The following is an 11,916-nucleotide window of genomic DNA, read 5'->3' as shown; positions in this document are numbered from 1 at the left end:
CAACGGTCAACGTTACGTCACCCTCTCCCGCCCGAAGGGATCGACCGCGTTCCGATCCGCACCAGGGAGGAACAGGATGCGTATCAGCGTCGGGATCTTTCTGATCGCCGTGGGCGGCATCGTCGCCTTCGGCATTCGCGACACCTCCGGGCCGGTGGACTTCACCGTCGTCGGCGTCGTGATCATGCTGGCCGGAGTCGCCGGGACGTGGCTCTCGTACGCCGTCGCGAACAAGGGCCGGACCGACGAGTCACTCGTCATCCGGCCCGACGTCGAGCAGCAGTACCGCACGGACCCGCAGTCGTCCCCGCTGAGCCACCAGATCGACGTCACGCCCACGGAGTACCGGGAACGTCACTGATCCGGGCGCCGGGACGTCGCTTCGGCAGCTGGCTCCGGCGCTTCAAGGCTGCCTGAACGTCCCCGGTCCACACTGGGGTGAGAGGGGTGGTCAGGATGACGGACCGGAACCGGGAGCTGCTGGAGCGGCTGTGGCCGACCGACGGGCAACTGGCGCTGTCGGCTCAGGCCGAGCACGAGTTGCGCACCGAGGACTACACGATGGAGATGCCGCAGTCCGGCGAGCGGGTGGTCGGGCGGGACCGGATGCGGGCGATGCAGGAGCAGTACCCGAACCCGCCGTCGATCGAGATCCAGCGGATCGTCGGGGCCGGGGACCACTTCGTCGTGCTCGGCCGGTCGGACTACGGCGGCGACGTGTACTACGTGGCGAACGTGGTGGAGTTCCGCGACGGGCGGATCGCGCGGGAGACCCGGATCTACGGCACACCGTTCGAACCGCCCGCCTGGCGGGCGCCGTACGTGGAGTAGCTGCGTCGGCGCCCGCGTGGCGGACGCGGTACGTGGAGTAGCTGCTTCGGCGCCCGCGTGGCGGACGCGGTACGTGAGTAGCTGCGTCGGCGCCCGCGGTCCCCGGCGAGCGACCGGACGTCGGCGTTCGCGGAGCTCCACCGATGACGGACGCGGCCTGCTACTTGGCGACCTCGGTGGCGCGGGACTCACGCACGACGGTGACCCGGATCTGGCCGGGGTAGGTCAGCTCTTCCTCGACCTGCTTGGCGATGTCGCGAGCCATCACCTGCGCCGCGATGTCGTCGACCGCGTCCGGCAGCACCATCACCCGGATCTCCCGGCCGGCCTGCATCGCGAACACCTTCTCGACGCCGTCGTGGTGCATCGCGATCTCCTCGAGCCGAACGAGTCGCTGCACGTAGGCCTCCAGCGACTCCCGCCGGGCTCCCGGGCGACCGCCGCTGACCGCGTCCGCCGCCTGGGTCAGCACCGCCTCGACCGTGCGGACCTCGACCTCGTTGTGGTGCGCCTCGATGCAGTGCACGACGTCGTCGTTCTCGCCGTACTTGCGGGCCAGGTCCGCGCCGACGATCGCGTGGCTGCCCTCGGACTCGTGGGTGAGCGCCTTGCCCACGTCGTGCAGGAACGCGCCGCGCTTGCACAGCTGCGGGTCGAGCCCCAGCTCGGCCGCCATCATGCCGGCCAGGTGCGCCGACTCGACCAGGTGCTTGAGCACGTTCTGCCCGTACGACGTGCGGTAGCGCAGCAGGCCCATCGTCCGGACCAGCTCCGGGTGCAGGTCGGTGATGCCGACCTCGGCCATCGCGTCCTCGGCCGCCCGCAGGCACAGCTCGGCGACCTCGCCCTTGCTGCGCTCGTAGATCTCCTCGATCCGGCTCGGGTGGATCCGGCCGTCCAGCACCAGCGAGTCCAGGGTCAGCCGCGCGGTCTCCCGGCGTACCGGGTCGAAGCAGGACAGCAGCACCGCCTCGGGGGTGTCGTCGATGATCAGGTTGACGCCGGTGGTCTGCTCGAAGGACCGGATGTTGCGGCCCTCCCGGCCGATGATCCGGCCCTTCATGTCGTCGCTGGGCAGGTGCACGACCGAGACGACCGACTCGCTGGTCTGCTCGGAGGCGAGCCGCTGGACCGCCCCGGTGATGATCTTGCGCGCCTTGGTCTCGCCCTCGTCGAGGGCCTGCCGCTCGAGGTCGCGCACGATCGTGTGCGCGTGCCGCTTCGCCTCGGTCTCGATCGCCGCGATCAGCTCGGCCTTCGCCTGCTCACTGGTCAGGTTGGCGACACCCTCCAGGATCCGCCGGCGCTCGTCCTCGAGGTCCTTGATCTCGGCCTTGCGCTGGTCCAGCTCGGCCAGCTGCGCGGCGATCTCCTGCTGCCGCTGCTCGATCGCCCGGTGCTGCTCGTCGAGCCGTTCCTCGCGCTCGGTCAGCCGGTGCTCGCGCCGCTCCATCTCCAGGCGCTGCTCACGCAGGTCGTCGCGGATCGACTGCGCCTCGGACTCGGCCTCACGGCGTACGGCGGTGGCGCGCTGCTCGGCGTCCCGGCGGACCTCGGACGCCCGGTCCTCCGCCTGCCGCCGGACCTCGTCGGCGCGCCGGTCGGCCTCCTGGGCCCGCTCCTCGGCCTGCCGGCGCAGCTCGTCGGTGCGCTGCTCGGACTCCTTCGCCCGCGCTCGCAGCACGGCCGCTTCTTCCTCGGCCTCGCGGCGCAGCCGGTCCCCCACCGACTTCGCCTCGGCGACCGCGGTGGCCGCCTCCAGCTTCGCGTTCGCCTCCGCGGCGGCCATCTCGGCGCCCTTGCGCCGGGTCAGCGTCAGCCCGATCCAGGCGAGCAGACCGACGACGAGAAGACCGATCACGACCAGCCCCACGGACGTCGCCGTCGGCATCGCCGCGAACGAAACCAGCGGCCGGCCCGCAAGCTGCTGCATCGGCGCGTCTCCCCTCGTCGAGTCACGCCCGGGCGTGACCAGCTCTTGGTCGGAAGGGATTTCCCACACAGCGGTCGAGAAAACGGTACGCCGAAACGCGCCGACCGGGATGCGGCGCGTCCCACCGGCGAGTGATCGCCTGCGGTCCGCCGATCGCCCGGTGGGCGCCGGGTCCGTTCCTATGCGACGGCAAGCGTTCGCCGCCGTCGGTCCAGCTCGGTCGAGCTCTGATCTCGGGTCTCCGGTGCGCGCTCGCGCGAGCCCCGGCGAAAATCGGTCGGCCGGTGGTCGACCGGCCGGCCGTTGCTATGTCATCAACCGTCCGGGTGGACAGCTCCCTTACTGATTCCGAGGCTAGGCGCGCCCAACCACCCGGTCAAGGCGGACACACACCCACGCCACCCGGAGGAAGGTCAAACCTTCGCGGCGCTCGGGACGGGTGGCGGCGAGGAGCCGGCGCACCTGGGCAGGATCACGGGGGCGTAGCGCGACAGGCGAGCCGATGCCTTCTCGGCGCCCAACCGCTGTCCGGCCGACACCAGGCGTCTTGACCTCGACGTCCGGAAACCCGAGGTTGTGATCGAAGGTCCTCCGGACGTTGCACGAGGGGACGTACTGCGGCGGCCGTGCCGCCTCACGCCGCCTCACGCAGGCCTGGCTGGTCGTCCTGGCAGGTGCTTCAGTCCGGCGGGCGCCGTGGCACCGCGCCGGACTTCCGCTTGGCCGCAGCGGGTCAGCAACTACCTCGGACCGGGGAGGCCGCCCTCGGTGCCGGTGGTGGTGCCGCCGGTCTGGGCGCCTTCGGTGCGGGAGCCGGCGGAGCGGCTGTCGTTCGCGCTCACGTCCGGCGCAGGGCCGCCGACGACGCCGCCGGTCGACCTGCCGTCAGTTGTTGACTCGTCGGCGTCCGTAGCGCTGGAGTCCTCTTCACCGTTCTCGACGGTGCTGACCTCCGGCCCGTCGGCACCCGCCGGGGTGGCGCCGCCCGCCCCGCCCTGCGACTGGGTCGGGGCGTCGGCCGCGCCGTCGTCCGGCCCGGTCGTCGGCTGGATGCTGTCGCCGGAATCGGCCTGACCGGTCGCTGACTTGCCACCAGCCTGGTCGTCCGACGTGCCGCTGGACTGGTCGGCAGGCGTGCCCGGCGGCTGATCGCTCGCGGAGGGGCTCGTGGGCTGCTCGGTGGAGGAGGCCGAGGGGCCGGCCGCGGGAGATTGGGAGTCGACGTACTGGCCGACCTTGCCCTGGGCGGCGTCGACCTTGTCGGCGTACTTGCCGCCGGTCTGCTTGTCGATCAGGTCGCCCGCCTTCTCCACGCCTGCCTTGATCTTGTCCGGGTTCTGCTTGACGACGTTCCGGAGCCAGTTCTTAGCCTGTTCCTGGAAATCGTTCATTGCACCCTCCAAGAGGTGTCAGGGGCGGATCTCGACGAAAATCCCAGCCTACGGACCGACGGCAAGTCGGCCTTACTTCGGATGAGACACCCGCAGCCGATCCCCGTCAACGCCCCTCGCCGTCCCCCGCGTCATTGCAAACCGCCGGACCGGCACGTCAGCGCGCCTGGAACACCCCGCTCGCCCGGTACGCGAGGTACAGCTCCAGCACCACCCGCGTCTGCGCCTGCAGCGGTTCCGGCGCGTCATCGGGCCGCCGAAAGGTGACCTCGGCAACCTCCTCCGGCTCCACCCGCACCTGTCCGTCCCAGCACCGAGCCTCGAAGCACAACGCAAAACAGTGCATCCGGTCACCGTTCGGATACGTGATCACGTGCACGTCCGGCTCCGACAACGACGCGAACGGAACCAAGTCGTGGTCCCGGACCCGCAGCCCGGCCTCCTCGAACAACTCCTGCACCGCGGTGCTGCGAAAACTCGACCCCGGCTCCGCCGCCCCACCCGGAAACTCCCACTCCCCCGAATCCCGCCGCCGCTGGAACAGCATCCGCTCCTCCGCGTCGACCACCACCACCTGAGCCCCCGGCATCACCAGCAACTCATGCCCCACGTGCTGCCGCAGCCGCCAGGTGTACGACCCCTCGTATCCCATCGCCCGAGTATCCCGTCACTTCCTCGCCTCCGCGGCCATCCCGACGCCTCTCCGCGTCCGCGCCGCCGCTCAGTCCGGCGACTGGTTGCCGAGTGCTACGGACTCTGCTTCGTGCGGGAATGATCGGCTTTCCGACCAAGGTCGCCCGGCCCAACCGGAACAACCGGTACTGCGGCGCGGGGGCAACGATCGGGTCTAGGCGTGTCTCCCGAATCCGCGCCGTAGCGAGCAGGTGCTCGGTGCGGTAGCTCGGTGTACGGGAGACGAGGTGGCAATGCGAAGCATCGTGGCCTTGGCTCCCGTGCATGAGGCGCCGTGCAGGAGGCGGGGAGTTGGGAGACACCCCTAGCCGGCCAGTACGTCGGCGATGTCGTCCCCACTCGGATGACGACTCCGGGATTCGCGGCCGCCTGGATGTCGGCGGCGTCGGGTTCAGCTCAGTTACTCGGCCTTCACCGCGTTGTGCACGGCGGCCGCCGGTCGCCGCGATGCCGGCGATCAGCACGGACTGCTGGCCGCGTTCGCGCGCTCGGCGCGACCCCACTGCAGGCCTCCGGGTCAGTCTGCTTCTAGTCCGGAGTCGTTGAGCAGAGGGAGCTCTTCGTCGGAGGCGGCCAGTTCTTGTTTGACGACGGTCATGGCCAGGCCGCCGGGGTAGCCCTTGCGGGCGAGCATGCCGAGCAGGCGGCGCATGGCGACCTGGCGGTCCAGGGAGCGCAGGGACCGCAGCTTTTTCTGGACCAAGGCTCTGGCGGTGGCTTCTTCCTGGCTGGGGTCGAGCTCTTCCAGGGCGTCGCGGGCCAGTTCGTCGTCGACGCCGCGGCGGCGGAGCTCTTGGGCGAGGGCACGTTTGCCCAGGCCGCGGCCGCGGTGGCGGGATTCGACCCAGGCGGTGGCGAACGCGGCGTCGTTGATCAGGCCGACCTCGGTGAAGCGGTCGAGTACTTCGTCCGCCACCTCGTCGGGAATCTCCCGCTCGGCCAGCACGTCGGTCAGCTCGGCGCGGGTGCGGGGTTGGCCGCTGAGCTTGTCGAGCAGGATCGTGCGCGCGACCTGATGGGGGTCGGCCTCGCGATCGACCTTGGGATCAGCCGGAGCGTCCGGCTCGTCCGTACGGGAGCCGCGACGAGACTGACCGGAACCGAAGCGCCGGGTACGGCGCTGAGCGGGCCGACTGCTCTTCGCGCCCCATCCGGTTGATGAAGGGGTACTGGCCTGTGCTTCGTCCGGCGCATTGTCGGCCGTCGAGAAAGCGGAGGCAACGTCGGCCGCCGCACTCTGGCGACGAGCACGCCGGACAGGCGCGTCATCGGTGGGCGCTCCGGCCGGGGTGTTGATGATGCTCTTGCCGACGTTGTGGCCGGCTGACGAGTCGACCGCCGCTGGCCGCTCACGTACGTCGAAGGCTTCGGCTGACCCCGGGGTCTCTGGTGCAGACGTGCCAGCGTCGGGGCTCGCATCCAGCTGGGCGGTTCTTGCCTTTCGAGCGGCGCGCGGCTTGCCTGGCTGGGCAGGCGGTGCGGCGTCCGACCACGGGCCGGAGAGGTCTGGCTGAGACGACGTCGTCGTCGGCCGCCCACCGGTCGGCGCGGATGAGGCCTCCGGCAACGAATCGCTCGGAGCAGGTGATGCGCCCGACCGCGACTCGGCGAAGGCATCATCGGCCTGCCGATCGGTTGCATCGCGTGAAGCAGCCGACTGGGGATCGGCAGAGCCGACGCGCGGCTGCTCATCGCTTGAAGCGGGTGACGCGCTGGACCGGGGCTCAGAGGTGGCAGGGCTCGGCTGCTCTCGCACAGTTGGCGAGTCGTCCCACCACGGGTCGTCGGGTAGCAGGGCCGCGCCCGACCGTGTGGCGGGAGCGGAGGCGGAGTTCGGCTCGGCATCGTCGGGAGCGTCCGCCCATGGGTCGGTGGGAGTGGACGAAGATGCTCGCCCTCGCGGACCGCGGTCGGAGGTTGGTGCTTCCGCGCACGGATCGGCCGGGTGGGTGTCCGGTCGCGCCGCGCTCGGAGTCGGTGAGTCGTCCCACCAGGGGTCGTCCGGAGCGAGCGAGGTCCCTGATCCGCTAGCTGGAGCCGAGGTGGAGGCGCCGCGCCGGTCTGCGGTGCTTGAGGCAACATCAGACCAAGGGTCCTCGGGTGTCGACGCTCGCGCACTGGCCGGATCGTTAGCCCTCTGTGCCGAGCTCGAAGCCGAGGGAACGTCTGACCAAAAGTCGCTGACCGCGGGCAAGGGCGGCTTTGCCGACGAGCTGCCTGCACCGAACGATGGCGGGTTCGCTGACGAGCTGCCTGCACCGGGCGACGGCCGGGTCGTTGACGAGCTGCCTGCACCGGGCGACGGCGGGTTCGCCGACGCGCTGTCCGCGACGGGCGACGACGTGTTCGCCGACGCGCTGTGTGCAGTGGTCGCCGCCCCCGCCGAAGCGTCGGCGGCGCGTTGCCGTGTCGGGGCTGGGGCGGCCGGGCCGCGCTTGCGGCTGCTTGCAGCCGAGGCGGCAGAGTGGGCCTCAGCGGCAGAGGGTGCGGGTTCGGTCCACCAGGCGTCGGCGGGGGCTGGGGAGTCCAACCATGCTTCGCCGGGAGTGGATGAGGTCTTGCGGGGTGCACGGCGCTTGCGGGGAGTGGGGGAAGCGTCCGGCGGGGTGGCGTCGGAGGGAGCCGGGCGCTGGGTGACGCGGGGCGTGTTCTCCTCGGGGGCGCCAGGCTCGACCGCGTCGGCCGCCTCAGAGAGCGAGGCCGGTCGGCGGGCTACCCGGCCGGGACGGACCGTCTTGCGAGGGCGATCCGCGCCGGCGGTGGGCTCCGGCTTCCAGAGCGTGGAGTCTGTCGGACCGGCGGCCAGCAGCCGACGGGCCAGAGCCAGGCGCTCGGCCTGGCTCTGGCCGTCGGCCGGTTGATCAGAAGTCGACATCGACCTCGACCGGCGGGGTCGCGTCCGCCGCCTTGTCGGTCCCGATGCCCATCTTCTCCTTGATCTTCTTCTCCAGCTCGTTGGCCAGATCGGGGTTGTCGCGCAGGAAGTTGCGCGCGTTCTCCCGGCCCTGACCGAGCTGGTCGCTCTCGTAGGTGAACCAGGCACCGGCCTTGCGGACGAAGCCCTGCTCCACGCCGAGGTCCAGCAGGCTGCCCTCACGGCTGATGCCCTGGCCGTAGATGATGTCGAACTCGGCCTGCTTGAACGGCGGGGCCACCTTGTTCTTCACGACCTTGACCCGGGTCCGGTTGCCGACGAAGTCGGTGCCGTCCTTCAGCGACTCGATCCGGCGGACGTCCAGCCGGACCGAGGCGTAGAACTTCAGCGCCTTACCACCGGTCGTCGTCTCCGGGGAGCCGAACATCACGCCGATCTTCTCGCGCAGCTGGTTGATGAAGATCGCGGTGGTGTTGGTCCCACTGACCGCACCGGTCATCTTGCGCAGCGCCTGGCTCATCAGCCGGGCCTGCAGACCGACGTGGCTGTCACCCATCTCGCCCTCGATCTCGGCCCGGGGCACCAGCGCGGCCACCGAGTCGATCACGACGATGTCGATCGCGCCGGAGCGGATCAGCATGTCGGCGATCTCCAGCGCCTGCTCACCGGAGTCCGGCTGGGAGACCAGCAGGGCGTCGGTGTCCACCCCGAGCTTGCGGGCGTAGTCGGGGTCGAGCGCGTGCTCGGCGTCGATGAAGGCGGCGATGCCGCCGGCCCGCTGGGCGTTGGCGACCGCGTGCAGGGCGACGGTCGTCTTACCCGAGGACTCCGGGCCGTAGATCTCCACCACCCGGCCGCGCGGCAGCCCGCCGATCCCGAGCGCGACGTCCAGCGCGATCGACCCGGTCGGGATGACCTCGATCGGCGCCTTGCCCTGCTCGCCCAGCCGCATCACGGAGCCCTTGCCACACTGCCGCTCGATCTGCGTCAGCGCGGTCGCCAGCGCCTTCTCGCGATCCGCCGCGATTCGCTCCGCACTCGCTGCACCAGCCATCTGACTGCCACCTAACCCATCTAGTCGTTCGGACCGCTGTCCCAGCCGCCCGGAGGAAATTCGTTGTCGCCAGAGACGGTATGGGTTACGTCGGACATTTTTCGGAGCAGTCCTGGATCTGTGGACAACTCCGGCCGGTCCGACGAACTCGTACGAGACAAAATAGCCCGAACACGTGTTCGAATCACAACTGACACGCCGGGAGACCCCGGGCGACCGCGCTGCCCCCGCGATTCCCTACCCTGGCCACCGTGACCGACCGTCCGGACATCCCCGACTCCGCCGTCGTCCTCGCGCTCAGCCGGGTCGAGTTCGGCCTCGACTCCGTGCTCGACGCACTCCGCACCCAGGACCCGTTCGGCATCCGCAGCATCCTGACGGAGTACTCCGCCCAGGAGCAACCCAACCTGGCCGAGAAGGCGCTGATCGTGGCCATCGACCGGCTGCTGAAGATGAAGGTGCCCGGCCACGCCGAGTGGCCGACGCTGCCGCTGGCCGAGCGCTGCGACTGGTGGGTCGACCGGCTCGGCGGGTTCGCGGCCGTGGTCGCTGGCCTCCCCAGGCTCAGTGGCGCGGCGGCGGACGCACTGCCGATCAAGGACACCCTCGGCGCCACCGTCCAGGCGATGGTGATCGGCGCAGTCTGCCGCGAGTACGGCGTCGAGGCGCACGCGGACCGCACGGCGGTCATCGCCCGGGTGCTGACCGAACGGCCGATCACACCCGACGACGTACTCCGGTACGACGACCCGACCGCGGCCGGTCGGGACGTGGCCAAGCAGCTGGGACTGGGAGACGAGTCGGAGGAGGCAGGACTGCGCAAGGGCATCCGGCTGGTCTGGCGGATCTCCAAGCTCTTCGGCGGGCTCGGTGAGGTCTTCGAGGACCGCCCGCGCGGCAGCATCGCCGCCCGCGCCATCGGCAAGCTGCCCGCGGTCGGAGTGGTCGGTGGGTTCTTCGACGAGCGGAAGGGCATCCGCAAGGCCGCGTACGCCGCCGGCGAGCTGCTCAGCACCGGCTCCTTCCGGGTCAAGCCGCTCTGACACACCCGCGGGGCACGGACCCGGCCGCGGACAACCCGCCGTTCGGAGCCCACGTGCGCTTCGTGCCCGCGGGCGGTGACGTTCGGCAGAAGCACTGAGATGATCCCGGCATGAGCTCGTCGATCACCATCGTCCGCCCGGACCCCACCTGGGCCGCGCAGTTCGACAAGACCGCACAGACCATCCGCGCGATCGTCGGCGACACCGTCACCCGGGTGGACCACATCGGTTCCACCGCGGTGCCCGGTCTGGTGTCCAAGGACGTCCTGGACATCCAGGCGACGGTGTCCAGCGAGCTGCAGCTCGACGAGGTCGCGCAGCTGCTGGTCGACGCCAACTGGGAGCTCCGCCCGCCGCGCTCCGACCACCCGGTGCCCGGTCTGCCCTCCGAAGCGCTTCAGTGGGTCAAAAGACTCGTCATCGAGCCCATGTACCGCCGCAGGGTGAACCTGCACATCCGCATCGCCGGGCGGGCGAACCAGCGGTACGCCCTGCTCTTCCGCGACTACCTGCGGGCTCACCCGACGACCGCTGCGGCGTACGGCGCGTTCAAGGAGCGTGCGGCGAGGTTGCCGCTGGAGAACGTCGGCGACTACGCCGATCTCAAGGATCCCGTCTGCGACCTCATCTACCTCCCCGCCGAGGAGTGGGCAGCACGCACCGGCTGGACGCCCTGACCCCCCGGCTGACGCCCTAACTGAGCAGCGGCGAAAAGGTCAGCGCTCGCTCGGCGGGAGCTGCAGATGAGCCCAGACCGCACGCCACACCGTCTTGGCGTGCTCGCCCTCGGCCAGCGCCTCGGCGACCGTCCGACCGCCGAGCCCGCTGATGACCTGCGTCTCGGCCCAGGTACGTGAGTACGCCGGGCCGAGCGCCTGGTCCATCCGATCCCAGAACTCGGTGAGCCTCATGCCCGCCCGTCGTTCTGCGGCGGTGGGCCCCACCCGGACCCGCCCTGCGGCGGCTGCCCGTGCTGCGGGGGCTGTCCTTGCTGCGGAGGCTGGCCCTGGTGCGGAGGCTGTCCCTGCTGGGGCGGCTGACCCCAGCCACCTTGCTGCGGGGGCTGTCCCTGCTGCGGCGGCTGACCCCATCCACCCTGCTGCGGAGGCTGCTGCTGCCCGCCACCCCACGGACCAGGCTGTCCCTGCTGCGGCTGCCCCGGGTACTGCGGCTGGCCGGGGTACTGGCCGGGGCCAGGCTGCCCCTGGCCGGGACCACCAGGCCCGTACTGCGGACCGGGCTGGCCATACGGACCAGGCTGACCGTACGGGCCACCTGGGCCCTGCGGACCGCCGTACTGCTGCCCCTGCGGACCCCACTGGCCGGGCTGGGGCTGACCGGGGTACTGGCCGTACTGGCCGCCGCCCGGGAACTGCTGCTGCTTCTTGCGGTTCCGCAGGAGGAAGAACGCCACCGCGCCGGCCGCCAGGAGCAGCAGCACGACGATGAGGATGATCGCCCAGACCGGGAACGAGCTGCCCGCCTCGGAGACCAGGGAGACCTTGCTCAGCTTGTCCAGGCTGTCGTACGTCGCGGTGCGGCCGTCGATCTGCGCGCCGTCGTCGTGCTCGATGATCTTGCCCGGCATGGTGACCTTGAAGTTGATCACCGGCTGCGCGCCGGACGGCGTCTGCGAGCCGATGTCCGCGTCCTTCACGCTGACCACGAACCGGTCGCCGTCCTTGCGGAACGTCACCCCCTCGCCGGTCGACCCGCCCATCTTGCTGAACGGCACGTTGTCGAACTCGCAGGTCGAACCGAGGTACTTGTCGTCGTCGTACGGCTTGCAGGTGACGCCGTCGGTCGTGGTCTGCTTCATCTGCTTCTCGACCTGCTGGCGGATGGCGTCGAGCGACTGGCCGCTCGACTGCACCAGCTGCTTGTCGACACCGATCTGCATACTGCCTGAGACGGTCTCGTTCGAGTTCACCTTCAGGTCGGCATCGAGCTTCACGCAGCCGGTCAGGCCGACCAGGCACGCCACGATGACGAGCGCCATGCGCACGCGGTTCTTCATGGCGCAGATCATTCCAGACGAGGGGGGACAGCCCGGGCCCGGAGCCCGCTCGACGCGGCGACCGGAAACTGTCGGAGCG

At 70.5% G+C, this 11,916-nt stretch carries 11 protein-coding genes; 4 read left to right on the top strand and 7 right to left on the bottom strand.

The genetic code is table 11. From position 1 onward, the window contains the following. Positions 1–76: 76 nt before the first annotated feature. Positions 77–361 (top strand): DUF6458 family protein, encoded by a 285-nt coding sequence (locus tag KFLA_RS14905; RefSeq protein WP_012920630.1) that lies wholly within the window; start codon positions 77–79, stop codon positions 359–361. Between the two features lie 95 nt (positions 362–456). Then, positions 457–831, top strand: coding sequence for a nuclear transport factor 2 family protein (locus tag KFLA_RS14900; protein WP_012920629.1), 375 nt, complete (start codon positions 457–459; stop codon positions 829–831). 160 nt (positions 832–991) lie between these two features. Here the strand turns inward: KFLA_RS14900 and rny are convergent, their stop codons facing one another. The 5 genes from rny to recA form a co-directional block, all read right to left on the bottom strand. Further along, entirely contained in the window at positions 992–2,764 is a 1,773-nt protein-coding gene (gene rny / locus KFLA_RS14895; RefSeq protein WP_012920628.1) for a ribonuclease Y, read from the bottom strand. A gap of 740 nt (positions 2,765–3,504) precedes the next feature. After that, complete coding sequence (locus tag KFLA_RS38335; protein ID WP_012920627.1) at positions 3,505–4,155, bottom strand: antitoxin; 651 nt, start codon at positions 4,153–4,155, stop codon at positions 3,505–3,507. A gap of 157 nt (positions 4,156–4,312) precedes the next feature. Beyond that, positions 4,313–4,807 carry an NUDIX domain-containing protein gene (locus KFLA_RS14885; protein ID WP_012920626.1) on the bottom strand — a complete coding sequence of 165 codons (495 nt, stop codon included), beginning with the start codon at positions 4,805–4,807 and terminating at the stop codon, positions 4,313–4,315. 558 nt (positions 4,808–5,365) lie between these two features. After that, on the bottom strand, positions 5,366–6,415 hold the full coding sequence (locus KFLA_RS38840; protein WP_237706810.1) for a regulatory protein RecX: 1,050 nt from the start codon (positions 6,413–6,415) through the stop codon (positions 5,366–5,368). A gap of 1,294 nt (positions 6,416–7,709) precedes the next feature. Further along, positions 7,710–8,777 carry a recombinase RecA gene (gene recA / locus KFLA_RS14875; protein ID WP_012920624.1) on the bottom strand — a complete coding sequence of 356 codons (1,068 nt, stop codon included), beginning with the start codon at positions 8,775–8,777 and terminating at the stop codon, positions 7,710–7,712. A gap of 251 nt (positions 8,778–9,028) precedes the next feature. On the opposite strand from recA, the gene KFLA_RS14870 reads away from it, so the two are divergent. Both KFLA_RS14870 and KFLA_RS14865 read left to right on the top strand, forming a co-directional pair. Then, positions 9,029–9,820, top strand: coding sequence for a hypothetical protein (locus KFLA_RS14870; RefSeq protein ID WP_012920623.1), 792 nt, complete (start codon positions 9,029–9,031; stop codon positions 9,818–9,820). Positions 9,821–9,930: 110 nt separating this feature from the next. After that, positions 9,931–10,497 (top strand): GrpB family protein, encoded by a 567-nt coding sequence (locus KFLA_RS14865; RefSeq protein ID WP_012920622.1) that lies wholly within the window; start codon positions 9,931–9,933, stop codon positions 10,495–10,497. Between the two features lie 39 nt (positions 10,498–10,536). Here KFLA_RS14865 and KFLA_RS14860 read toward each other — a convergent pair whose 3' ends face one another. Continuing rightward, positions 10,537–10,731: a DUF3046 domain-containing protein gene (locus KFLA_RS14860; protein WP_012920621.1), complete on the bottom strand. Its 195-nt coding sequence runs from the start codon at positions 10,729–10,731 to the stop codon at positions 10,537–10,539. Then, complete coding sequence (locus tag KFLA_RS14855) at positions 10,728–11,837, bottom strand: LppM family (lipo)protein (RefSeq protein WP_012920620.1); 1,110 nt, start codon at positions 11,835–11,837, stop codon at positions 10,728–10,730. The genes KFLA_RS14860 and KFLA_RS14855 overlap by 4 nt, the downstream gene beginning before the upstream one ends. Positions 11,838–11,916: the final 79 nt, after the last annotated feature.

Origin of the sequence: Kribbella flavida DSM 17836, from assembly GCF_000024345.1 — a bacterium.
GTDB lineage: Bacteria > Actinomycetota > Actinomycetes > Propionibacteriales > Kribbellaceae > Kribbella > Kribbella flavida.
The sequence above is the reverse complement of the archived record's forward strand: the minus strand, read 5'-3'. Positions and strand labels throughout refer to the sequence as shown.

Coding starts and splice junctions, on each gene's coding strand:
- KFLA_RS38335 (WP_012920627.1), bottom strand. CDS start 4,155: ATGAACGATTTCCAGGAACAGGCTAAGAACTGGCTCCGGAACGTCGTC.
- KFLA_RS14865 (WP_012920622.1), top strand. CDS start 9,931: ATGAGCTCGTCGATCACCATCGTCCGCCCGGACCCCACCTGGGCCGCG.
- KFLA_RS14860 (WP_012920621.1), bottom strand. CDS start 10,731: ATGAGGCTCACCGAGTTCTGGGATCGGATGGACCAGGCGCTCGGCCCG.
- rny (WP_012920628.1), bottom strand. CDS start 2,764: ATGCAGCAGCTTGCGGGCCGGCCGCTGGTTTCGTTCGCGGCGATGCCG.
- recA (WP_012920624.1), bottom strand. CDS start 8,777: ATGGCTGGTGCAGCGAGTGCGGAGCGAATCGCGGCGGATCGCGAGAAG.
- KFLA_RS14905 (WP_012920630.1), top strand. CDS start 77: ATGCGTATCAGCGTCGGGATCTTTCTGATCGCCGTGGGCGGCATCGTC.
- KFLA_RS14885 (WP_012920626.1), bottom strand. CDS start 4,807: ATGGGATACGAGGGGTCGTACACCTGGCGGCTGCGGCAGCACGTGGGG.
- KFLA_RS14855 (WP_012920620.1), bottom strand. CDS start 11,837: ATGAAGAACCGCGTGCGCATGGCGCTCGTCATCGTGGCGTGCCTGGTC.
- KFLA_RS14900 (WP_012920629.1), top strand. CDS start 457: ATGACGGACCGGAACCGGGAGCTGCTGGAGCGGCTGTGGCCGACCGAC.